General features: G+C 62.4%; 25 protein-coding genes. 22 read left to right on the top strand and 3 right to left on the bottom strand.

Features of this window, described 5'->3' with window-relative positions:
- Positions 1 to 59: 59 nt before the first annotated feature.
- The 8 genes from ACQKI2_RS02310 (at position 60) to ACQKI2_RS02275 (ending at position 6,372) form a co-directional block, all read left to right on the top strand.
- On the top strand, positions 60 to 713 hold the full coding sequence (locus tag ACQKI2_RS02310; RefSeq protein WP_427378122.1) for a type VI secretion system-associated protein TagO: 654 nt from the start codon (positions 60 to 62) through the stop codon (positions 711 to 713).
- A gap of 15 nt (positions 714 to 728) precedes the next feature.
- On the top strand, positions 729 to 2,216 hold the full coding sequence (gene ffh, locus ACQKI2_RS02305; RefSeq protein WP_427378121.1) for a signal recognition particle protein: 1,488 nt from the start codon (positions 729 to 731) through the stop codon (positions 2,214 to 2,216).
- The gene (locus ACQKI2_RS02300; RefSeq protein WP_427378120.1) at positions 2,213 to 2,500 is read left to right on the top strand and encodes a hypothetical protein; all 288 of its coding nucleotides are present in this window, start codon (positions 2,213 to 2,215) and stop codon (positions 2,498 to 2,500) included. The genes ffh and ACQKI2_RS02300 overlap by 4 nt, the downstream gene beginning before the upstream one ends.
- Positions 2,497 to 2,808, top strand: coding sequence for a chorismate mutase (locus ACQKI2_RS02295; protein ID WP_427378119.1), 312 nt, complete (start codon positions 2,497 to 2,499; stop codon positions 2,806 to 2,808). Before ACQKI2_RS02300 ends, ACQKI2_RS02295 begins: the two co-directional genes overlap by 4 nt.
- A 35-nt stretch (positions 2,809 to 2,843) precedes the next feature.
- Complete coding sequence (rpsP, locus tag ACQKI2_RS02290; protein WP_203235488.1) at positions 2,844 to 3,245, top strand: 30S ribosomal protein S16; 402 nt, start codon at positions 2,844 to 2,846, stop codon at positions 3,243 to 3,245.
- 160 nt (positions 3,246 to 3,405) lie between these two features.
- Positions 3,406 to 4,260 (top strand): beta/gamma crystallin-related protein, encoded by an 855-nt coding sequence (locus tag ACQKI2_RS02285; protein ID WP_427378118.1) that lies wholly within the window; start codon positions 3,406 to 3,408, stop codon positions 4,258 to 4,260.
- Positions 4,261 to 4,305: 45 nt separating this feature from the next.
- Entirely contained in the window at positions 4,306 to 4,809 is a 504-nt protein-coding gene (rimM, locus tag ACQKI2_RS02280; protein ID WP_427378117.1) for a ribosome maturation factor RimM, read from the top strand.
- Between the two features lie 96 nt (positions 4,810 to 4,905).
- On the top strand, positions 4,906 to 6,372 hold the full coding sequence (locus ACQKI2_RS02275) for a beta/gamma crystallin-related protein (protein WP_427378116.1): 1,467 nt from the start codon (positions 4,906 to 4,908) through the stop codon (positions 6,370 to 6,372).
- Here ACQKI2_RS02275 and ACQKI2_RS02270 read toward each other — a convergent pair.
- Positions 6,369 to 7,121, bottom strand: coding sequence for a glycosyltransferase family 2 protein (locus tag ACQKI2_RS02270; protein WP_427378115.1), 753 nt, complete (start codon positions 7,119 to 7,121; stop codon positions 6,369 to 6,371). The genes ACQKI2_RS02275 and ACQKI2_RS02270 overlap by 4 nt on opposite strands.
- A 150-nt stretch (positions 7,122 to 7,271) precedes the next feature.
- Between ACQKI2_RS02270 and ACQKI2_RS02265 the strand changes: the two genes are divergently transcribed.
- From ACQKI2_RS02265 to cysK, 6 genes are all read left to right on the top strand, one after another.
- The gene (locus ACQKI2_RS02265; protein ID WP_427378114.1) at positions 7,272 to 9,077 is read left to right on the top strand and encodes a monovalent cation:proton antiporter-2 (CPA2) family protein; all 1,806 of its coding nucleotides are present in this window, start codon (positions 7,272 to 7,274) and stop codon (positions 9,075 to 9,077) included.
- Between the two features lie 32 nt (positions 9,078 to 9,109).
- Positions 9,110 to 9,865, top strand: a complete 756-nt coding sequence (gene trmD / locus ACQKI2_RS02260; RefSeq protein WP_427378113.1) for a tRNA (guanosine(37)-N1)-methyltransferase TrmD — start codon at positions 9,110 to 9,112, stop codon at positions 9,863 to 9,865.
- Entirely contained in the window at positions 9,852 to 10,403 is a 552-nt protein-coding gene (gene rplS / locus ACQKI2_RS02255; protein WP_427378112.1) for a 50S ribosomal protein L19, read from the top strand. The genes trmD and rplS overlap by 14 nt, the downstream gene beginning before the upstream one ends.
- Before the next feature lie 124 nt (positions 10,404 to 10,527).
- The gene (gene leuC / locus ACQKI2_RS02250; protein WP_427378111.1) at positions 10,528 to 11,925 is read left to right on the top strand and encodes a 3-isopropylmalate dehydratase large subunit; all 1,398 of its coding nucleotides are present in this window, start codon (positions 10,528 to 10,530) and stop codon (positions 11,923 to 11,925) included.
- Positions 11,926 to 11,952: 27 nt separating this feature from the next.
- Positions 11,953 to 12,915, top strand: a complete 963-nt coding sequence (bioB, locus tag ACQKI2_RS02245; RefSeq protein ID WP_427378110.1) for a biotin synthase BioB — start codon at positions 11,953 to 11,955, stop codon at positions 12,913 to 12,915.
- Between the two features lie 94 nt (positions 12,916 to 13,009).
- On the top strand, positions 13,010 to 13,993 hold the full coding sequence (gene cysK, locus ACQKI2_RS02240; protein ID WP_427378109.1) for a cysteine synthase A: 984 nt from the start codon (positions 13,010 to 13,012) through the stop codon (positions 13,991 to 13,993).
- 3 nt (positions 13,994 to 13,996) lie between these two features.
- Here cysK and ACQKI2_RS02235 read toward each other — a convergent pair whose 3' ends face one another.
- Positions 13,997 to 15,709, bottom strand: coding sequence for a hypothetical protein (locus ACQKI2_RS02235; protein WP_427378108.1), 1,713 nt, complete (start codon positions 15,707 to 15,709; stop codon positions 13,997 to 13,999).
- Between the two features lie 263 nt (positions 15,710 to 15,972).
- Here ACQKI2_RS02235 and ACQKI2_RS02230 point away from each other — a divergent pair, with 263 nt between their 5' ends.
- The 8 genes from ACQKI2_RS02230 to ACQKI2_RS02195 all read left to right on the top strand — a co-directional run bounded on the left by ACQKI2_RS02230 (position 15,973) and on the right by ACQKI2_RS02195 (position 21,863).
- Positions 15,973 to 16,611 (top strand): glutathione S-transferase family protein, encoded by a 639-nt coding sequence (locus ACQKI2_RS02230; protein WP_427378107.1) that lies wholly within the window; start codon positions 15,973 to 15,975, stop codon positions 16,609 to 16,611.
- Entirely contained in the window at positions 16,608 to 17,456 is an 849-nt protein-coding gene (locus ACQKI2_RS02225) for a VOC family protein (RefSeq protein WP_427378106.1), read from the top strand. The genes ACQKI2_RS02230 and ACQKI2_RS02225 overlap by 4 nt, the downstream gene beginning before the upstream one ends.
- Before the next feature lie 11 nt (positions 17,457 to 17,467).
- Positions 17,468 to 18,097, top strand: coding sequence for a 3-isopropylmalate dehydratase small subunit (leuD, locus tag ACQKI2_RS02220; protein ID WP_427378105.1), 630 nt, complete (start codon positions 17,468 to 17,470; stop codon positions 18,095 to 18,097).
- A gap of 179 nt (positions 18,098 to 18,276) precedes the next feature.
- On the top strand, positions 18,277 to 18,528 hold the full coding sequence (locus ACQKI2_RS02215) for a hypothetical protein (protein WP_427378104.1): 252 nt from the start codon (positions 18,277 to 18,279) through the stop codon (positions 18,526 to 18,528).
- Positions 18,529 to 18,591: 63 nt separating this feature from the next.
- Positions 18,592 to 19,644, top strand: a complete 1,053-nt coding sequence (leuB, locus tag ACQKI2_RS02210) for a 3-isopropylmalate dehydrogenase (RefSeq protein ID WP_427378103.1) — start codon at positions 18,592 to 18,594, stop codon at positions 19,642 to 19,644.
- Positions 19,645 to 19,725: 81 nt separating this feature from the next.
- Positions 19,726 to 20,916 (top strand): amidohydrolase family protein, encoded by a 1,191-nt coding sequence (locus tag ACQKI2_RS02205; RefSeq protein WP_427378102.1) that lies wholly within the window; start codon positions 19,726 to 19,728, stop codon positions 20,914 to 20,916.
- A gap of 54 nt (positions 20,917 to 20,970) precedes the next feature.
- Positions 20,971 to 21,333 carry an ArsR/SmtB family transcription factor gene (locus ACQKI2_RS02200; RefSeq protein WP_427378101.1) on the top strand — a complete coding sequence of 121 codons (363 nt, stop codon included), beginning with the start codon at positions 20,971 to 20,973 and terminating at the stop codon, positions 21,331 to 21,333.
- Positions 21,330 to 21,863, top strand: coding sequence for an SRPBCC family protein (locus tag ACQKI2_RS02195; RefSeq protein ID WP_427378100.1), 534 nt, complete (start codon positions 21,330 to 21,332; stop codon positions 21,861 to 21,863). Before ACQKI2_RS02200 ends, ACQKI2_RS02195 begins: the two co-directional genes overlap by 4 nt.
- On the opposite strand, the gene ACQKI2_RS02190 is transcribed toward ACQKI2_RS02195, so the two are convergent.
- Positions 21,860 to 22,231: a nuclear transport factor 2 family protein gene (locus ACQKI2_RS02190; protein ID WP_427378099.1), complete on the bottom strand. Its 372-nt coding sequence runs from the start codon at positions 22,229 to 22,231 to the stop codon at positions 21,860 to 21,862. The genes ACQKI2_RS02195 and ACQKI2_RS02190 overlap by 4 nt on opposite strands.
- Between the last annotated feature and the right edge of the window lie 7 nt (positions 22,232 to 22,238).

Raw genomic sequence — 22,238 nt, 5'->3', positions numbered from 1 at the left:
CGGTTGGAGTTTGTAGGTAAGTAGCAATCTTGGATTGTATTGGTGAGAAAGGACCAGTTATGAAGTTTTCCGGGCTTGTTACTATTGCTGTTGCGACTTTCGGGATTTCCACGTTTTCGGCAACGGCGCAGACAGTACCTGACAAAGACCTGAAAGAATGCGCTTCGAAATCAAACGTTGTTTCACGGATTTCCTGTTACGACGCGCTCGCTGCGAAGCATAAGTTCACCACTGAAACAAACACGACCGTTAGACGGCCTTCTAAAAACTGGACCGTATCCGATACTACAAATCCTCTGGACGACACCCGGACAGTTATAATTTCGACAACCTCAACGTCTGGGAGGTCCAGTTATGGTAATAGCATTACGCTCATTGCTCGATGTAAGTCGAATGAAACTGAGCTTTATATCAATTGGAATGACTATCTCGGCGATGATAGTTCGAACGTTTATTCGGAATACAAATATGTAACCACTCGCATAGGCTCTGCGAAAGCAGAGACCAACAAGTGGTCTGTTTCTACCGACAGCAAAGCCACTTTTGCTCCGGGCTGGGCAGGAGAATGGATCAAAAGAATCTCGAAAGAGAATGAGCTAGTTGTTCAAACGACTCCCTACGGCGAAAATCCTGTGACTGCGGTATTCGATGTTTCCGGGCTGCGTACCGCTGCAGAACCGCTCGCGGAAACTTGCGGATGGTCTTTTGAATAGCAATAGGAGCCTACCTTGTTCGATGCACTGAGCGAACGCCTTGGCAGTATTTTCGACGGCCTGACGGGCCGTGGCGCGCTGTCCGACAAGGACGTCAGCGAAGCCCTGCGCGAAATCCGCGTTGCCCTGCTTGAGGCCGATGTGGCCCTGCCTGTCGTCAAGGAATTCGTCGAAAAGGTAAAAACCCGCGCCGTTGGCGAAGAGGTTATCCGCTCGGTGAAGCCGGGCCAGCAGGTCATCAAGATCGTCTATGACGCCCTGGTCGACATGCTCGGCGCCGATGAGCAGGAAAGCCACCTGCGCGTTGATACCCCTCCGGCCGTGGTGATGATGGCGGGCCTTCAGGGCTCGGGTAAAACCACCACCACCGGCAAGATCGCCAAGCGCCTGGCTGATCGCGGCAAGAAGAAAGTCCTCCTCGCCTCGCTCGACGTGCGCCGCCCGGCGGCCATGGAACAGCTCGCGATCCTGGCAAAGCAGGCGGGCGAAACGGTCAGCTCCCTGCCGATCATTCCGGGCCAGTTGCCCGCAGACATTGCCCGCCGCGCCATGCAGGCTGCCAAGATCGGGGGCTATGATGTCCTGATCCTCGATACCGCTGGCCGCACCTCGATTGACGAGCAGATGATGGCCGAGGCGGCAGAGATTGCCGCCATCGCAAACCCGTCTGAAGTGCTGCTCGTGGCCGATGCGCTCACCGGCCAGGACGCGGTGGAAACCGCCCGCCGCTTTCACGAGCGCCTGCCGCTGACCGGCCTCGTCCTGACACGGATGGACGGCGATGGCCGGGGCGGCGCCGCGCTGTCGATGCGCGCGGTCACCGGCCTGCCGATCAAATTCCTCGGCGTTGGTGAAAAGCTTGATGGGCTCGACGCCTTCGATGCCAAGCGCGTTGCGGGCCGCATCCTCGGCCAGGGCGATATTGTCAGCCTCGTCGAAAAAGCCGCCGAACATTACGACGCCGAGAAGGCCGAGCGTATGGCGGCCAAGCTCAAGAAGGGCGAGTTCGATCTTGAAGACCTGGCTGAACAATTGCGCCAGATGCAGCGTATGGGCGGCCTCGGCGGCATCATGGGCATGATGCCCGGCGTGCGCAAAGCCAAGGAAGCGATGGCGAGCGCCAATGTCGATGACCGTATCCTGAAACGTCAGGAGGCGATCATTTATTCGATGACGCGCGAGGAGCGCCGCAAGCCGGCCATCCTCAATGCGTCCCGCCGCAAGCGGATTGCCGCCGGCGCCGGGGTTGAAGTGTCAGATGTCAACAAGCTGCTGAAGATGCACCTTCAGATGGCCACCATGATGAAGAAGATGCGCACCAAGGGCGGCATGAAAAACCTGCTCGGCATGGCGCAGCAGGCGGGCATCTCCACGTCTGATCTTGCGAAAATGGGCGGCGGCGCGCTGCCCCCCGGCGGTCTTCCCGGCCTCAGCGGCAATGGCCTTCCGGGCCTGCCCGGCAGTGGCCTCCCCGGTCTTCCAGGGGCCTCGAAAAAGAAATGAAGCTCTGGGCTGAAACATTTACCTGTCCAAACTGCTCAGCAGCAACGTCGATCTATGGCGGAGTTTGTTGTGGTTGCGAGGAACGGCTGGGACGTAATCTCCTGGGCATGATCGCCATCGGACTTTGGCTGGCATTTGTTATCGGCGGCATTCACTTTCTGCTTCGTGATGCTGCAACTCTTAACCCGATTGCTATTGGTGCGTCGCTCGCCTGGGTAACTTTGGGAGCAGCTATCCTGAACATGATCTGCCGGCTCAGTTGGACTTGGAAAATCTTGAAATGACAAATCCTGATCAGGCCCTCGCCCAGTTCCAGCTCGGCCAGCTGCGCGCGTCCATCGACAATATGGATTCGATCCTCATCCACACGCTCGCTGAGCGCTTCAAGCTGACCCAGCAGGTTGGCAAGCTGAAGGCGCTCTACAATATGCCGCCTGCGGACAAATCCCGCGAGGCCCAGCAGATCGAGCGCCTGCGCCGTCTGGCAAATGAATCCGGGCTTGATCCGGCCTTTGCCGAAAAATTCCTCAATTTCATCGTGGCGGAAGTCATCCGCCATCATGAGCAGATCCGCGGCCAAGAGGCCGAATAAGAAACCCCGAGAGACAAGACTTACAGGAGATCCCCATGTCACTCAAAATCCGGCTCGCCCGTGGCGGCTCGAAAAAACGCCCCTTCTATTCGATCGTCGTTGCCGACGCGCGCGCCCCGCGTGATGGCCGCTTCATCGAAAAGATCGGCACCTATGATCCGCGTATCGCCAAAGACTCCCCGGACCGCGTGAAGGTCGATGCCGAGAAAGCTGCCGACTGGATCAAGAAAGGCGCCCAGCCGACCGACCGCGTCGCCCGCTTCCTCTCGAAAGTCGAAGTTGACGGCAAGCCGGTCGCCAAATGGACCGCCGGCAACAACCCGAAGAAAGCCGAGCCTGGCAAGAAAGCCCAGGAGCGCGCGAAAGAGCGTGCCGAGAAAGCCGCTGCCCGCGCCGCTGCTGCTGAGGCCCCGGCCGAGGAAACCAGCGAAGGCTAAGCCTTTCTGGCGCGAGCCATCTCCTGAAACGACCGGTGTCCCTCTGGGGCGCCGGTCTTTTCTTTTGTGCTGATCTGAACGCCGGCCAACGCCGGTTGCACAGACTGTTCAGATCATCCATGCGAAGTCTGGGCCCGAAGATCAAAAGGAGCCTGGCTTCATGTTCACGACCGCCTTTTCCCGCCTGCTTCTGGCCGCCGGCCTTGCCGCCGCCGCGATCAGCCCCGTGGCTTTTGCCCAGCGCGGCGGCGGCGCCCCCTCCGGCCCGCCGGGTATCACGCTCTATTCGGATACGAACCTGCGCGGTGAAGCGGTGGAGCTCACTGGCGACCAGCCGAACTTCAACCTCCTCCGCTTCAACGACAAGGCCCGCAGCATCGACGTGCGCGGCGGCGTCTGGATGGTCTGCGCCGACGGCAATTACAAAGGCCGCTGCGAGTATATCGATCGCCCGGTGCGCAATCTCGGGGAGATCGGCCTCTCCGGCGCCATCTCCTCGGCCAAGCGCGTGCCCTATGACAAAGGCCCCCGCAGCTATGACATCGCCCTTTTTGCCGATGGCAATTATGGCGGCGCCTTTGTTGGCTTTGACGAGGGCGTGGCAGACCTCTCTCAGTACCGGTTCAACGACACGGCCAGCTCCATCATGATCACCCGGGGCGACTGGCTTGTCTGCGAACATGCCGATTATCGCGGCCAGTGCGAACTGCTGGATGCGTCCACCGGGAACCTCTCCTCGATTGGCCTCAACGACAAGATCACCTCTTTCCGCCGCTATGATGTGCGCCGGGAAGGCCCGTGGCGCCGCCCCATCCCGCCGGTCACCGGCCCGGTGCAGGATACGCGCGGCGGTTTCCAGGGCGAGCAGACGGTGTTTTTCCCCACGCCGACCACCAATGGCCGCCGCATCAATGACGGCTCCGGCGCCGCCACCCGCTTCTGCCAGAGCATGGGCTTCCAGGAAGCGGTCTATAAAGCACCTGGCCCCGTTCTCTCCGACGTGGTTTGCCGCTAACAAGCGCGCATGAGCGCAAAAATAAAGACTGACAGACTTATTCCCATGGGCGTCCTGAAGGGCGCCCATGGCGTTCGGGGCGAGGTGCGGGTGAAAAGCTTCACCGCCGACCCGGACGCCCTCTTCACCTATGGCCCCCTGATGGACGAGGCGGGCAAGGTGCTGGTGACGCCGCTATCGGCCCGGCCCGGCAAGGACCATTTCATCGTGCGTCCGAAGGAAAACCTGCAGAAGGAAGAATGGGACGCGCTGCGCGGCTGTCTCGTTCATGTCTCCCGCGACCGCCTGCCAGAAGCCGATGAAGACGAGTTCTACTTTGAAGATCTGATCGGCATGCCCGTCTATACTGTCGGCGACACGCCGGAGGGCCGTGTCCGCGCGGTGCAGAATTTCGGCTCGGATGATCTTCTCGAGATCGAGATCCCCGGCGCCCCGGCCACCGTCTATGTCCCGTTCACCCGCGCCGATGTGCCGGTCATCGACATGGCTGCCAGGCGCATCGTCATCCCGGAGCTCTCCCTCTGGGCAAACCCGGACGAAGACGCCTGAGCTTGTAACAGCAGATTGCAGTTATGTTGCAGTTTGTTGCGGGCCATTCAGGCGGCCCGTGTCATTCTGAGGGCGTAATGGACGAAAGGAGCCCTCATGCGGGTCTCGATCCGGTATTTCGCGCTCGTCTTGTCGCTTCCGGCGGCTGCTGCCCTCCCGGCGCTTGCGCAGGATGGCTATTATGATGACTATCAGCCCCCGGCGGCCATCGCGCTGTTCTCCTCCCAGAATTTCCAGGGCGATGTGCGCGAAGCCTTCGACCCCTTCGGCTCCCTGCACGACCTTGCCTTCAACGACCGCCCCCGCTCGGTCGCGGTTCTGGCCGGGCAGTGGGAACTTTGTGAGCATGCAGACTTCACCGGCCGCTGCGTATTCATCCGCGAAGACGTTCCCGATCTCGGCTGGTTTGACCTTAACGGCCGCGTCTCCTCCATCCGCCCGATCTTCGAATATACCGAGGCCCAGCATGGTCTCATGTTTACACGCGACAATAACGGCTACATCCGCTACGCGCACAACCAGTCCTATGGCTACGACACCTGGAATTACGGCTATTCCAGCACGGTCCGCATAAGTGTCCAGCATTACGGCTATTCGCCCGACTATTGGCGCTTTGGCTATTATGATCCGCGCTGGGGGTATGATCCCTATGGCTTTGCCTGGCGCCCCGTCGGTGGCCCGCGTTATGTGTCCTACACCTACCGCGTTCATCCGCGCCCAGTCATTATCAACACCTACTGGAAAACCCATTGGGGCAAGAGCCACAAATACTGGGACCGCAGAGGCCACAGGGACGACTGGCGCCGCAAGCCGGACTGGCGTGGAGATCCCGGAAAGGGGCCGGGCGGCGGCAGGGATGGCTGGGACCGGGATCGAGGCGGCCGTGACGGATGGCGTAGCGATGGACCGCGTACGGACGGGTCCCGCAGAGATGGTCCTCGCGCAGGTACTCCCAGGACTGACGGTCCGCGGACAGGGCCTGGACGGTCCCCGCGCCCCGATGCTGGCACAATCCCCACAGATCCCCGTCGCGGCGACAGGGGCAGAAGCGGCGGCGTCCGCGATGGCGGCGCTGCCATTGTAACGCCGCCCCGGGATGACAGAGGCCCGCGCGGTGATAGCGGTGGCGGGGGCCGCGGAGACGCAAGAGGCGACTGGCGCGGCAACCGCGATGCGGGGTCGGCAGCGCCGCCCTCGCCCCCGGTGGTCAGCCCTTCGGCCCCTTCCGGCCGTCCGGATCGCGGCGGCGCGCGCGGCGAAGGCAGCAGGCCTGGCGGCGATGGCGCCCTTCTGGGCGCGCCCGGTGGTGGCGGCGCCCGCCCGGTTGCCGATACACCCCGCCGTGGCGGCGGGGGTGATAGCGGCTGGCGTGGAGACGGTGGCCGGCGCGGTGGCAGCCCTACGCCTGCCCCTGCGCCGTCAGTCTCACCGCCCCCGGCTCCTCCGCCGACAGCGGTATCCCGGCCTGCGCCGCCTCCGCGCATTGAACGGGGTGGCCGTGGCGGAGAAGGCCGGGGTGGCGGTATCTCCAGCAGCGACGGCCCGCGCCGCGATCAGGACTAACCGTTCGCGCGCGGATCATTCCACTCGGCGGCGATGCCATAGCCGCCGCGCCGGATCAGCCAGAACATGCCGATCAGGTCGAATATGCCAGCGCCCAGACGGCCGAGGAATCCGTATTTGGATTGCCCGGCCAGGCGCGGGCGGTCGTTCACCAGCTCCTCGCGCACCTCCCATCCGGCCCGTTTGATCAGGGCAGGGAGGAAACGGTGCATCGAGGCAAAGAAGGGCAGGTCTCTGAACGCTGAGGTGCGGATCAGTTTCCAGCCGCAGCCGGTATCCTTGGCATCATCCTGAAGCACAAACCGGCGCACGCCATTGGCGATGCGCGATTGCACCCATTTGAAGCCTGAATCATTCCGGCTGTTGCGTTTGCCGGCAATGATGCCGAGGCGCGGCGGCGCGCCCGGCGCAATGATCTCGCGCCACAGGCGGGCTGTGTCAGCCGGGTCGTTCTGCCCGTCCCCGTCTAGTAGTTGCACCCATTCTCCGCGCGCGGATTTGAGGCCGGTAAACAGCGCGGCCGATTTCCCCCGGCGCTGCACATGGGTCAGCACGGTTACCGTGCCCGGATGGCGTGCCCTGGCTTCGGCCAGTTCCGCCCCGGTCGCGTCGGCTGAGCAATCATTGACGCAAACAATCTCGAAATCGATCCCGGCAAGGGCCGAATGCACCTCATCGATCACCGGATGGATGTTGCCGGCTTCATTGAAGAAGGGGATCAGGACGGTAAGCTGAGGCGCTGTGCTCATGGGTCGGCCTTGTGGAGACCCCGCCTCATAGCCGCAAATCGGGGCGCCTGCCACCCATGCTGCGCGGGCAGGCCACCGGGCCAGCCAATCGTTGCGCCTGCCGCCAATCCCTCTAAAACTGAGCATCAGGCTGACCGCAAGGGGAACCAGATGGCTACTGAAACGCACGCCGCTCATGCGGTGGATCTCGCCCCGGTCGTCATTTTGCTCGGGTCTGCCGTGCTGGCCGTGCCCCTGTTCAAGCGCATCGGCTTCGGGTCCGTGCTCGGATATCTTGCCGCCGGCCTCGTGATCGGCCCCTTCGGCTTCCGTGTATTCACCGAGCCGACGGCCATCCTGCATGTCGCCGAACTCGGCGTGGTGATGTTCCTCTTTATCGTGGGGCTGGAGATGCAGCCCTCCCGTCTCTGGTCCATGCGCAAGGAAATCTTCGGTCTCGGCTTTGCCCAGGTCGGCCTCTGTATCCTGCTCTTGTCCTGGGTCGGGATGGCGCTTGGCTATTCCGCGCAGACCTCGCTGATCGCCGGCACGGGTTTTGTCCTCACCTCCACTGCCATCGTGATGCAGATGTTGCAGGAGCGGGGAGACCTCGCCAAGCCGCGCGGCCAGAAGATGGTTTCCATCCTGCTGTTTGAGGATCTCGCCATCGTGCCGCTTCTGGCGCTCGTCGCCTTCCTCGCGCCGGGTGGGGAAGAGGTGACGCTTGCAGACCGTTTCATGGGCGTTGTCATCGGCCTTGGCTGTATTCTCGGCCTCGTTCTGGCCGGGCGCTATCTGCTGAACCCGATCTTCCGCGTGCTGGCGGCAGCCCGCGCCCGCGAAGTGATGACCGCCGCTTCGCTGCTTCTGGTCCTGGGCGCGGCCTGGTGGATGCAGCTTGGCGGTCTCTCCACCGCCATGGGCGCCTTCCTGGCCGGTGTGCTGCTGTCAGAATCGTCTTACCGGCACGAGCTTGAGGCCGATATCGAGCCCTTCCGGGGCGTCCTGCTCGGCCTCTTCTTCCTCGCCGTCGGTATGTCGCTGGATCTCAATGTGGTCGCGGCCAACTGGCAGGTCATCGCCATCAGCGTGGTGGCTTTCACCCTGCTGAAGGCCGCCGGCGTCTACGGCGTCGCCCGCCTGTTCAAGGCCGGCCACCGGGAAGCTATCGAACGCACCGTGCTGATGACCCAGGGCGGGGAGTTTGCCTTCGTTCTCTATGCCGCCGCCCTCGCGGTGGGCATCATTGATCCGGAAGGCAGCGCCATGCTCACGGCCATCATTATCGTGTCGATGCTGATGACGCCGCTGTTCGTTCTGGTCCATGACCGGCTGATGCCGGAAGTCGAGGTCGATGCTTCGGGCGTTGAAACCCCGCATGACGCGCGCGGCACCGCCCTGCTGATCGGCTTTGGCCGCTTCGGCCAGGTGGTCAGCCAGCCGCTGCTGGCGCGTGGCTACACCATCACCCTCATTGATAATGACCCGGACATGATCCGGGCAGCCGCCGATTTTGGCTTCAAGGTCTGGTATGGCGATGGCGCCCGGCTCGACATTCTCCACGCCGCCGGCGCCCACCATGCCAGCCTCATTCTCGTCTGCGTCGATGATCAGGCCGCCGCCACCAAGATTGTGGAGCTCGTCCGCCACGAATTTCCCGGCGCGCTCCTCCTGGCGCGCGCTTATGACCGCGATCATGGCCTCCAGCTTGTCCGGGCAGGGGCAGACTATCCCGTCCGCGAAACCTTCGAATCCGCCCTCAAATTCGCCCATGCTGCGCTGGGCCGTCTCGGAGAGCCCGAAGACGCGATCACCGACGCCATCGAAGAAGTCCGCCGCCGCGACGAGGAACGCTTCGCCCTCCAGCTCACCGGCGGCACCTTTGCAGGCCGCGAACTGATGTTCGGCAATGGCGGAGGCAATGTGCCGCTGAATGCGAAGGCGCCGGATGTGGACCCTGAACCAGCGAGCGGGTGACGTGAGCGCCGCCCCGCGCTAAAGGGGCGTCCATGTTCAAGGCCACTGCCATCACCCTCATCCCGGAAGCCTGGCCGGGGCCGCTCGGCGCTTCGATCCTCGGACGCGCGCGCGCCGAAGGCATCTGGGATCTGGAAACGGTCGATCTGCGCCAGTTCGGTCTCGGCAAGCACCGCAAAGTGGATGACACGCCCGCCGGGGGCGGGGCAGGGCTGGTTTTGCGTCCGGATGTGGCCGCCGCAGCGGTCGATAGTGTCCGGAATTGTCCGGAATTGTCCGAAACGGTCCAGCCAGTGTCCCGGCCTGTCATCTATTTGTCCCCGCGTGGACGCCGGTTTGACCAGAAAATGGCCCGCGATTGGGCCGCCGGGCCGGGTGTCATCCTTTTCTGCGGCCGGTTTGAGGGTCTGGACGAACGCGCCATAGAAGCGCGGGATATGCAGGAAGTGTCCCTCGGAGATTTCGTTCTGGCGGGCGGGGATGTTGCCGCAATGGCCATGCTGGAGGCGGCGATCCGTCTCCTCCCCGGTGTGGCGGGAAATTCTGCTTCAATTACAGGGGAATCTTTCGAGAATGGCCTCCTCGAATATCCCCAATATACCCTCCCCAGAGAGTGGGAAGGCCACAAGACACCGGAAGTTTTGCTGTCCGGCGACCACAGGCGTATAGAAGAGTGGCGAATCAGCCGCTCAAAGGCGTTGACTTTTGAGCGCCGCCCCGATTTATACGCCGCTTACTCCGAAACCCCGACCTCTAATGCGCCGGAGACTGGCGATGAACCTGATTAAAGAGCTTGAGACCGCCGAAATGGCCCGTGTCCTCGGCGACAAGAAAATCCCGCAATTCTCGCCCGGCGATACCCTCGCCGTGAACGTGAAGATCAAGGAAGGCGACCGTGAGCGCGTTCAGCGCTATGAAGGCGTGTGCATTGCCCGCTCTGGCGGTGGCATCAATGAGAGCTTCACGGTCCGCAAGATTTCCTTCGGTGAGGGCGTTGAGCGCGTTTTCCCGCTGGTTTCGCCGCTGATCGACTCGATCGAAGTGCTCCGCAAAGGCCGCGTGCGCCGCGCGAAGCTCTACTATCTGCGTGACCTGCGCGGCAAAGGTGCCCGTATCGCCGAGCGCACCACAGGCCACGGCATCGAAGTGCAGGAAGTTGCTGTCTCGAAAACCGAGCGCCGCCGCCAGAAAGATGCCGAAAAGGCAAACCGCAAGGAAGCTGCTGCCCAGGCCCGCGCCGACAAGGCCAAGGCTGATGCCGCCGCTGCCGAAGCAGCTGCAGCAGCGGCCGCCGCTGAAGCTCCCGCCGAGGGCGGTGAAGCGTAAGCTTCTGGCTGAAACATATCAGCTATGTGAAACGCCCTCCCTTCGCGGAGGGCGTTTTCGCATGGGCAAGTCTTCCCTATGTGCACTTCAGCGTTATTGTGCGCCGCGAAAGTGAGAGGCCGAAATGTCCCCTAAGACACTCTACGACAAAATCTGGGATGCCCATGTCGTCCACACCGACGCGCAATCGGGGGAGAGCCTTCTCTATATCGACCTTCACCTCATTCATGAGGTGACGACACCTCAGGCGTTCGCAGGTCTCAAATCTGCGGGCCGCAAGGTGCGCCGGCCGGAACTGACGCTGGCGGTTGCCGATCACAACACTCCGACCGAGAATCAGGCCCTCGGCCTTGCCGGTGTGAAAGACCCCGAAGCGCGCAACCAGCTGGAAACGCTGACGCGCAACGTGGCCGAATACGGCATCGAATTTTTCCCGATGGGTGACATCAATAACGGCATCGTCCATGTCGTCGGCCCGGAGCAGGGGCGTACTCAACCGGGCATGACCATCGTGTGCGGTGACAGCCATACCTCCACCCATGGCGCCTTCGGCGCGCTGGCCCATGGCATCGGCACCTCGGAAGTCGAACATGTGCTGGCCACGCAGACCCTGCGCGCGCGCAAGATGAAGAATATGGTGGTGGACGTCTCCGGCCGCCTGCGCGACGGGGTGACGGCCAAGGATCTTGCCCTGCACGTCATCGCCATCACCGGCACGGCCGGCGGCACAGGCCATGTGATCGAATATCGCGGCGAGGCTGTCCGCGCGCTGTCGATGGAAGGCCGCATGACGCTCTGCAACCTTTCCATCGAGGGCGGTGCCCGCGCAGGTCTCATCGCGCCCGATGAGGTGACGTTCGAATACATGAAAGGCCGCCCGTCCTCGCCCAAGGGCGGCGCCTGGGAAGTGGCCGAGAAATACTGGCGCACGCTGTTCACCGATGAAGGCGCCGTGTTCGATACGGTGATCCGCATCAAGGGCGAAGAGGTTGAGCCGACCGTGACCTGGGGCACCAGCCCGGAACAGGGCATTCCGCTCTCCGGCCTTATTCCGAAGCCGGAAGATTTTGCCGATCCGGTCAAGCGCGCCGCCTGCGAGCGGGCGCTGGAATATATGGGCCTTGAAGGCGGCAAGCCGATTGCCGGGACGCCGGTGCAGCGCGTGTTCATCGGTTCGTGCACCAACAGCCGGATCGAAGACCTGCGCGCGGCCGCCGAAGTTGCCAGGGGCAACAAGGTGGCGCCGGGCGTGCGCGCCATGGTCGTGCCGGGCTCTGGCCTCGTGCGCGCCCAAGCCGAAGCTGAAGGGCTCGACATTATTCTGATGGAGGCCGGCTTTGAATGGCGGGAGCCGGGCTGTTCCATGTGCCTTGGCATGAACCCGGACATTCTCTCTCCCGGTGAGCGCTGCGCCTCCACATCCAACCGCAATTTCGAAGGCCGGCAGGGCAGGGGTGGGCGCACCCACCTGATGAGCCCCATGCTGGCCGCCCGCGCCGCCATCAACGGCGTACTCGGATAATCCGTTAACTGATCAGGAAATCACCTCATGACTTCTGCTGACCTTACCCCCCGTCAGAACTGGACCCGCGAGGAAATCGCAGCGCTGTATGATCTGCCGCTTGATCAGCTGTTTGCGCGCGCCCTTGCGGTCAAGGCCGCCAACTGGCCGGATGGGAAGGTGCAGAAATCGCAGCTCTTGTCGATCAAGACCGGCGGCTGCGCCGAGAATTGCGGCTATTGCAGCCAGTCGGCCAGCTTCAAGACGGGCCTCAAGGCTGAAAAGCTGATGCCGGTGGAAGAGGTGGTCGATGCGGCCCGCCGCGCCAAGGCAAATGGCGCGGACCGTTTCTGCATGGGCGCCGCCTGGCGCTCGCTGAAGGATCGCGACCTGCCGAAAGTGGCCGAGATGATTTCCGCCGTGAAGGCAGAAGGCCTCGAAACCTGCGTCACGCTCGGCATGCTCGAAGAAGGCCAGGCCGAAGCGCTTAAGGAAGCGGGCCTCGACTATTACAACCACAACCTCGACACCTCGCGCGAATATTACAGCACCGTCGTCACGACACGGACGTTTGATGACCGCATCGAGACGTTGGGCCGTGCCCGTCAGGCGGGTATCAAGCTCTGCTGCGGCGGCATTCTCGGCATGGGCGAGTCGCGCTCTGACCGGGTCGGCCTGATCCATGAGCTCTCCCTGCTTAGCCCGCATCCGGAAAGCGTGCCGGTCAACAAGCTGGTGCCGATCGAAGGCACACCGCTGGCAAACAGCGAAGAGCTCGACACGCTGGAACTCGCCCGGGCCATCGCTGTCTGCCGCATCGTGTTCCCGAAAAGCTGGGTACGCCTTTCCGCAGGCCGCGAAACCATGAGCCCGGAAGGCCAGGCGCTCTGCATCCTCGCCGGCGCCAACTCGATCTTCGTGGGCGACCGCCTGCTGACCACCGCCAATCCCGCGATGGACAAGGACGCGCGTCTTCTGGAGTCCGTTGGGGGCAGCTGCGCCACCTGCTGAGCAGGGTTTAGGTCTGCTAAACGCTGCCTCGGTTGCTATTGCGGCTGCGCGGCCCGATATTCTCCCTTCAGAAAAGATCTGAAGGGAGAAAGTCATGACCGATACTGTAAAGCTCGACGGCGGCGTAACGCTGGATGGCCCGCGCGGACGGGTCTATGGCTCAATCCTGGAGACGGTGGGCTCCACGCCGCTGGTCCGCGCCGAGAAGTTCGCCAAGGCAGAAGGCGTCGGCGCCGATCTCCTGTTCAAGCTCGAATTCTTCAATCCGCTCGCCAGCGTGAAAGATCGGATCGGCCTTGCCATGGTGCTTGGCCTGGAGGCTGAGGGCAAGCTGAAACCCGGCGGCGTGCTGATTGAACCAACCTCCGGCAATACCGGTATTGGTCTCGCATTCGTGGCGGCCGCGCGGGGCTATCGTCTCATCCTCACCATGCCAGAATCTATGTCGATCGAGCGGCGCAAGATGCTCGCTTATTTGGGCGCAGAGCTGGTGCTCACCCCGAAAGAGAAGGGAATGGGCGGCGCCATCGCGCGCGCCAAGGAACTGCTGGCCGAAATCCCCGGCGCGGTCAGCCCCAGCCAGTTTGACAATCCGGCCAATCCCGCCATCCACGAAAAGACCACAGCCGAAGAAATCTGGGCTGACACGGCGGGCGCGGTTGATGCCATCGTTTCGGGCATTGGCACGGGCGGGACGTTTACCGGTGCCGGCCGTGTCCTGAAGCCGCGCAAGCCCAGCCTGAAGATGTTCGCCATCGAGCCGGAAGCCTCGCCCGTACTCTCGGGTGGCCAGCCCGGCCCGCACATGATCCAGGGCATCGGCGCGGGCTTTGTGCCAGGCAATGCCGACACGAGCCTGATCGACGAGATCGTCAAAGTGTCGAACGAAGACGCCTTGGCCACCGCCCGCAAGCTCGCCAAGATCGAGGGTATTCCGGGCGGGATCTCGTCCGGTGCAGCGGCGGCCGCAGCCGTCCGCATCGGCCAGCGCCCGGAGATGGCAGGCAAGACCATCGTGGTGATCCTGGCGAGCTTTGCCGAGCGGTATCTGTCTACATCGCTGTTCGAAGGCGTTTGATCCTCAGCCGGGAGTGCCGCCGACGCGATCATGGTCTATCCGGTAGATCGTGACCCGCGAGGGAGTGCTTCGGGCGATTTGCTCAAGCCCTGTCGGGGGCTGGCCGCGGCGCAGGTCACGCAGGAGCGGCATATCGTCGAGTGGCACCGCTGTATTGCTGCTGCAAACAACAACATAGTCGACGCCTGCCAGCGCCGCGCGCAGTTCGGCTGGCTCTTCGGTGGTGAAGGCCGTTGCAAGCTTCCGGATTCCCGGCGCTGAGCGATAGAAGGAAATGGTCGAAAGCGTGTGAGGGGTCTCTGCTTCGATGATCGCGTAATGGAGGCCGAATGGCGCCATGATCACGCCTGGCGCGAGGCGATGCAGCGCTGAAAAGTCTTCGCCGGCACAGCTATCATACCGGAAGAGGTGATAGCTGGCACTCACCTCGGCATGCGGTCCGCGGGGCAGGGCAAAGCCTGCGACGAAGAAAGCTGCGCTACCGGCGAGTGCCGCAGCTGTCCACCGGCGCCGCCCGCCTTCGCCCTCGGCAGATCGCTGGAGGAGCGTGCTGACCGCCAACGGCGTTGCGAGAGCGGCAAGGAAGAAGGTGATGCGCATGTATCGGATGGCGAAAAGGCTCATCACGATACCCGCCGCGACGATGGCGACGAAAATGATCGTCTCTGGCCTGCCCTGCTGCCAGTCACGCAGGCCCGCAGCGGCGCACGGGCCGCAGATCGCGATCGCCGCTGCGAGCAGGACGGCAAGCGGCAGGCCCGCTGGTTGGGGCACAAGGGTGTGTGCCGGCGCGTCTTGCGGAACATTGTCCAGCCAGAAGCTTTGTGTGACCGGATCGATCATATGAAGCGGGCCTGATCGGCAGTCTGGAAATACGTTCCAGAGCAGGATCATCAGAACAGTTAAAGCGGCGGCCAGCAATGCAACCCTTGGCAAAGCGGAGCCGGTTCCGGCGAGTTGCCACGCAGCTCGCGCGCCCGTGAGGATCAACCCTGCACCGGCCAGGGCTAAGATCCAGGGCGCAGAAATCGCATCGCAGTGCGTTTGTATGAAGTCGGAAGGACCTGCGAATATGAGTGCGGCCAGAGGCGCAAAGACTGCGAGGCCAATTCCGGCAGATTGCATGCGCGTTTCCGCGCCTGGCTGCTTGAAGACTGCGGCAATCGCCACGCCTGTCAAACCGATGATCAGCATCGGAACGGCTTCCAATCCAACCGTGATCGAGAGCGTGGCCGCGCCAGCCATAACCAGCCCCGAGGCCTGGGGATTTTCAATCGTCAGGCCCCGGATAAAAAGGGCAAGAAGCAGGATCTGGAAATTATGGTGGTCGATCCGTCCCGGCGCGAACTCCACCGCGGCCTGGATCAGGAATAAGCCGACTAGCGCGGCATCTAGTGCGTTCAGCGACCGGCCTAACAGTCGCTGCGCCGCGCCGCAGGAAAGCCAGATAAGCGGCGCCAGCAATATTGGCGGCCAGACAAGGCTTGCAAGGTCCAGGGCCTGTTCGCGTGGCATCCCTAGTTCGAATAGTCGCGTCAGCAGGACGTATGGCGCGTCAACCAGCCGGGACCAGGGCGATTCATAGGGTGCACCCGGTGTGACGAACGGCAATATCCGGTCGTGCCAGTCATTGTCGGCGAGAAGGTCTTCGATCTGCAACCGCCTCAGTGTGTCATCGATATCGATGACGGCGGAGTGCGGCCGCAATCGGTCCATAAGCGCTGCGACGAGACATGCTGCGAATAAGCCCAATGCAGGCCAGTCCGCAGATCTGGGGAGGAAGCTGGAAATTTTCGCCAACGTTTTCAACCCGAATCGCAACCTTGAGGAGTAAATCCTGAGGAACATCAGTTGACAACTTAAAATTACCAACAGTTCGTTGGCCGGCGGGCACCGCACCGGCGCCCCCTTACGTCAGGCCTCGCCATCTGCCTGTGCATGGTGAATAAGGACCGCAGAGGAACGATCTGAGGAAACCAATGGCCCGATTTACCCTGCATGGAATGTGGCCTTCGGGGCCGACCTACAAAGTCGGCCTGATGCTGCGCCTGACGAACACTCCGCATGACTACGAACATGTCGATCTGCGGGCCGGCGCGCACAAGGCCGACGCCTTCCTGGTGAAGAACCGCTATGGTCAGGTGCCGGTGCTGGAAGATCATGAGAAGGACATCTGCCTTTCCCAGTCTTCGGTGATCCTTGATTACCTCGCCGATGAAACCGGCCAGTTCGGCGGCAAGGACCGGTCAGAGCGCCTGCGTGCGCGGGAATGGCAGTTCTGGGGCGCGGGCCCGCTTGCCACTGGCATTTATCGCACGCGGGCGGTGAAGCTGGGCTTCTTCAAATTTCCGGAGGAGGTTCAGGCGGCAAACCTGCAATCGGCTCTCGGCGCACTGAAGGAACTCGACGGCCTGCTCGCCGGGCGCAGCTGGCTGGTGGGCGGCGGGGCAACGATCGCTGACCTCGATATCTATGGCATCGCGGCTTATGCCGGCCAGGCGCAGATCGACCTGCAGGCGTTCGGCAATGTCCGCAAATGGATGGGCCGGGTGGAAGATCTGGCTGGGTTCAAGGGTCCGCAGGACTGCCTGCCGCAAGCCAGCGTGAAAGCGCCGTGATTACCGGGCTCGACCATCTGGTTCTGCTCTGCCCGGAGATTGTCTCCGGTGTGGCGGTGTATGAACGGCTCCTCGGCCGCAAGGCAGACTGGCGGGCGGATGTGGAAGGGGGCGGTGCCTCGGCGGTGTTCCGGCTCGGCAACACCTCGCTCGAACTGCTGGCACCGGCCGGAGAGGGCCCGCTGGGCCAGCGGCTGGCAGAGCTGATTGGGGCGAATGGGCCGGGGCTCACCACGCTCGCATTTGGCAGCGACGGCCTGGTGGCAGACCGCGAGACATTCATCCGCCGGGGGCTCGAGCCGGGCGCCATGACGCCCGGACAGTCCAGACACGCCGAAACCGGCGCGGAACGCCGCTGGCAGAGCCTGCGTGTCCCTGATGAGAAAGCGGGTGGCATCAAGGTTTTCGTTGTCGAGCCGGGGGAGGGGGCGCTTTCATCGGCGCCGGCGGCGGCAGATGCGGTCCACGGGCTCGATCACGCGGTGGTCAACACGGCAGCGCCGGACCGGGCACTCGCTTTCTATGGCGCAAAGCTCGGACTGCGGCTGGCTATGGACCGGACCAACCCAGACTGGGGTGTGCGCCTGATCTTTTTCCGCACGGGCGGGCTGACAATCGAGATTGCCCGGCGCCTGTCAGAGCCCGAGGACACCGCCCGCCCGGATACCTTCTGGGGGCTGACCTGGGCGGTCAAAGACATCGAAGCGGCGCACAAGCGCCTCTCCGCCAGCGGCTTTGACATTTCCGAGATCCGCAAGGGCCGCAAGCCCGGCAGCCGGGTCTTCACCATCCGCAACGGTACTATGAATGTGCCGACCTTGTTCATTGCCCATGAGACGGTTTAGAAGCTCTCCCCATGACCCCGTTCACACGCCTTGATGGAACCGCCGCGCCGCTCATGGACAAGGGCAAGCCCATGTCCAATGTCGACACAGACATGATCATCCCGAAACAGTTCCTGAAGACGACCGAGCGCACCGGTCTGGCCAAGGGCCTCTTCTATGAGCTCAAAACGCGCGCTGATGGCTCCGAAGACCCGAATTTCGTTCTGAATCGCCCGCAATATGCCAAGGCGAGCATCCTGATCGCAGGCGAAAACTTTGGCTGTGGCTCCTCGCGGGAGCATGCGCCCTGGGCGCTGGCCGATCAGGGCATCACCTGCATCATTGCCCCCTCCTTTGCGGATATCTTCCACAATAACTGCTACAAGAACGGCATTCTTCCGGTTCGTCTTCCGGCAGAGGTTTGTGAAAAGCTCGCGGCGGAAGCGGGTGGCCCGAACCATGTGTTCTCGGTGGATCTGCAAGCTCAGACCGTGACGACCCCCTCGGGCGAAGTGCATCACTTCGACGTTGATCCAGGCCGGAAGTCGAATCTCATCGCCGGCCTTGATGAAATCGGCGCCTCGCTGACCGCGGGCACCCAGATTGACCTGTTCGAAGAGCAGCGGCGCCTGACCACGCCCTGGCTCGAGCGGGCGCGCTGATATTTCCCTACCGGGCGTTTAGCGGAAGCTGGCATCTTTCTGGTGAAAATTCCGGCAATCCAGCATCCGGATGAGGCCGGTATTATTTTCCAGATAATAAAACGAGCGCGGCAACAATTATTCGTTGCCTTGCGCAATCGGGCTTTCTAGAAATTGCGATATACAGAAAGCGGGGAATTATGGTTCGTTCTACACTGCGCAGTTTGCCACTCATCGCCATGCTCTCACTGGTTGCCTGCGTCGGTACGCCAGAAGGCATGGCCGCAAATGAGGAGCGAGAGTGCCGCTCGCTCGACATCACGGGTTCGAAGATCGCCAAGCGTGAATGCCGGACGGTTTCCGCTTGGGCAAAGTGGGATCAGGAGCAAGCCGCTCAGGCCGAAGCCGCAACTGCTGGCGCCAAACAGAATGTTGAGCCGAATTCTTTTTGATTAATCGGTAGTCTGGCAGTAAGACGCGCCGCAGTGTTGAAACATTGCAGGCGTTGATCTCCCATGAAACAGACCCTCCTTCTGCTGCCGGGTGACGGTATTGGCCCCGAAGTTGTGGCTCAGGCGCGGCGTATTGCTGAAGCGCTTGTGCCTGATGTGCAGATAGAAGAGGGCCTCGTTGGTGGTGCCAGCTTCGATGCGCATGGCACGCCGCTGACCGATGAGACGCTGGAACGCGCCCGCAAGGCGAGCGCGGTTCTGCTGGGTGCTGTGGGCGGTCCTAAATGGAACGGCGTGGGGCGCGACAAGCGCCCGGAGGCTGGCCTGCTTGCCTTGCGCAAGGGGCTGGACGTTTTTGCAAATCTTCGCCCGGCTTTCTGTTTTCCGGCGCTGGTGGAAGCCTCCAGCCTGAAGAAGGACCGCGTCGAGGGCCTCGACATCATGATCGTCCGGGAACTGACGGGCGGGGTCTATTTCGGCCAGCCGCGCGGCATTGACGAACAGGGTGGCCTGCGCCGGGGCTATGATACGGCCGTCTACACGCATCCGGAGATCGAGCGCGTTGCGCGCGTGGCCTTTGAAATTGCCCGCGGCCGCAATGCCCGTGTCACCTCGGTCGAAAAATCCAATGTCATGGAATCGGGCCTCTTCTGGCGCCAGGAAGTGACGCTGGCCCATGCCGAACTCGGCGGCGGTGTCGAGCTATCCCATATGTATGCCGATGCTTGCGCCATGGAACTCGTCCGGGCGCCCAAACAGTTTGACGTGATCCTGGCGGACAATCTCTTCGGCGATATTCTCTCCGACGCGGCTGCGATGCTGACAGGGTCCATCGGCATGCTGCCATCGGCCTCGCTTGGCGCGCCGGGTGTGCCGGGGCTTTATGAGCCGGTCCACGGATCGGCGCCCGACATTGCCGGCCAGGGAATTGCAAACCCCTGCGCTGCGATCCTGTCGCTGGAAATGGCGCTGCGCTGGTCGCTCGGCAAGGAAAAGGCAGCCGACACGCTGTTTGCGGCTGTTGGCAAGGCGCTGGACCGGGGCGCCCGCACGCGCGATCTCGGCGGCGACCTGACGACACGCCAGATGGCGGACGCAATTCTGGCGGCGCTCTGATCATCCCTTTCCGTCCGGATTTGGACATTCGATCTGCCTTGTGACATCCTCCGCTCAAAAGAAGAGCGGAGGAAACAAGCAATGTCATACGCTGCCGGGCGGCTGATCCATGATGCCGACAGTCATCTGATGGAGATGACGGATGTGCTCGATCCCTATTTCGAGCGCCGCCTGCTGGAGCGCTATCACGCGCTGCCGGTCTACAAATGGAAGCACTCCCACGCCCACTGGATGAATGAGGAGCGCGCCCGGCACGAGGACGCTGCCTATCGCGCCGCAGCCGGGGAAGCGATTCTCCTGAAGAAGAATTATGAAGCGCTCGGCGCTTTCCGCCGTGAAGACCGGCCCGCCGCGCTCGACCGGCTGGGCTTTGCCAGCCAACTCGTCTTCACCACTTTCTGTCTGGGCAATTTCGGGCTCGACCAGTCAGACGACATGGAACTCTGCTACGCAGCCGCCGACGCCCACAACCGGATGATTACGGATTTCTGCGCCATCGACCCGCGGCTTCGGGCGGTGGCTTATGTGCCGCTGGAAGATTTTCAGAGGGCGGAGCAAACAGCGAGACTCGCCATTCGGCTCGGCGCAAAGGCGCTGATGGTTCCCTCGCTCTGCCCGCAGAAGCATTCGCCCAGCCACGCCGGTCTGGGTCCGGTCTGGCGCATGGCAGAAGAGGCGGGTCTGCCGATCCTGCTGCATGTGGGCGGCGAGGAGAAGATGAACCCGGTTTACAAGGAGAACGGGCTTTCGCCTGTGCCGGATTTTCATGGCGGTGACGACAACTTCACCTCCGTATCCTACATGCCCATTCCCAACGCGGCGATGCAGACGCTGGCAACCCTGATTTTCGACGGGGTGTTTGACCGCTTCCCCAAACTGAAATGGGGCGCCATCGAACTTGGTGCGTCCTGGGTTCCCGGATGGATGCGCGCGATGGATTCGGCGGCGCATGCCTTCGTGCGCAATGAAGAGCGCCTTCAGAAACTCTCGGCCAAACCCTCAGAGATCGTCCGCCGTCAGTTTCGCGCAGCGCCCTATCCGCATGAGGATGCCGGCTGGATCATCCGGAATGCGGGCGACGAGATCTGTCTCTTTTCGTCGGACTATCCGCATGTGGAAGGCGGACGAAATCCCCTAAAGCGGTTTGATGAGACGCTGCAGGGCTGCACGCCATCGCAGATCACAGGCTTCTATTCGGAAAACTTCATCGATCTGATGGGCGAAGGGCTCAGCCCGGAATTGCGCCGGCCCATGCTGAAAGCGGCGGGCTGATAATAATTCAACCAAATGGTTGACTATTCGGGGGCGCGGTCTATATTCAACCACATGGTTGAACTAGATGCCCCCCGCCTCGACGCCGTGTTCCATGCTTTGGGAGACGCCACCCGCCGCCATATGCTCCGTGATCTGACCGAAGGTGCCCGCACCGTCAGCCAGCTTGCCGAGCCTTTCGAGATGTCGCTTGCCGCAGCCTCGAAACACATCAAGGCGCTGGAAGGGGCGGGGCTTATCCGCCGCGAAGTGCGCGGGCGCACCCATGTCTGCCATCTTGAGGCCGGCCCGCTCGCGGACGCCTCATCCTGGCTTGCCTTCTATGAACGCTTCTGGACTGGCCGCCTCGACACTCTCGAACGCCTGCTGCGCGAGGCAGATGCCAGCGCTTCACCCCCCAAAGGAAAGAAATCATGACCCAGACCACGAAATCCTCCGCCTACGGCCAACTTATCGAGCCGACGGTTCTGAAACTTGAGCGTCTGCTGCCTGGCCCGGTGGCCCGCGTCTGGGACTATCTCACGCAGAGCGAGCTGCGCCGGCAATGGCTCGCCTCGGGCGTTATGGATCTTTCTCCCGGCGCCGAGTTTGAATTTGTCTGGCGCAATGATGAACTGACCGATCCGCCGGGCGCGCGGCCAGAAGGCATGGGCGCAGAAAACCGCATGACCTGCAAAATCCTCGACGTAGACCCGCCGCGCCGTCTCTTCATCAGCTGGGGCGTGCAGTCGGACGTTCTGTTCGAACTGGCCGAGAAGGGCGAAGACACGCTGCTGACCATCACCCACCGCCGCCCGCCGACGCGCGATGTCCTGCTCAGCGTCTCCGCCGGCTGGCATGCGCATGTGGATGTTCTGGAAGCGAAGCTCGCCGGAACGAAGCCTGGGCCCCACTGGGACAATTGGGTGCGCCTGCGCAGCGAATATGATCGCCGCTTCTCTGCCTAGCTGTAATCGGCAATCCGGCAGAGCAGGGGGCCGCGGAATTCGAAGAAGCTTGCCCCGCGCACCTTGACCGACTGGCCGGCTTTCACGCCGGTCGGAAGGTCAACGGCCGCGCGGCCTTCAAACTCGATTTCGGCGGCGGCCTTGCCGGCGCCGGAGACGAGGTTGATCAGCCGCTGGCGGCGATAGGAGAAGGCATTGCCGGAAACCTCAGCTACCTGGCGCATCATCTCCTTGCCTTCCAGGCGCATTGATTGGCCGGTATTGGAGATGTTCTCGAACACCACATCCTCGGTCACATAGGACAGCATTCCGTCAATATCGCGCTCATTATACGCCGCGATATACTTGCGGATTATCTCGTCGAGCATGATCCCA

It is taken from the genome of Hyphomonas sp. NPDC076881 (assembly GCF_050269995.1).
In the GTDB taxonomy this organism is placed as follows: domain Bacteria; phylum Pseudomonadota; class Alphaproteobacteria; order Caulobacterales; family Hyphomonadaceae; genus Hyphomonas.
This window is presented reverse-complemented; position numbering and strand designations above follow the sequence as displayed.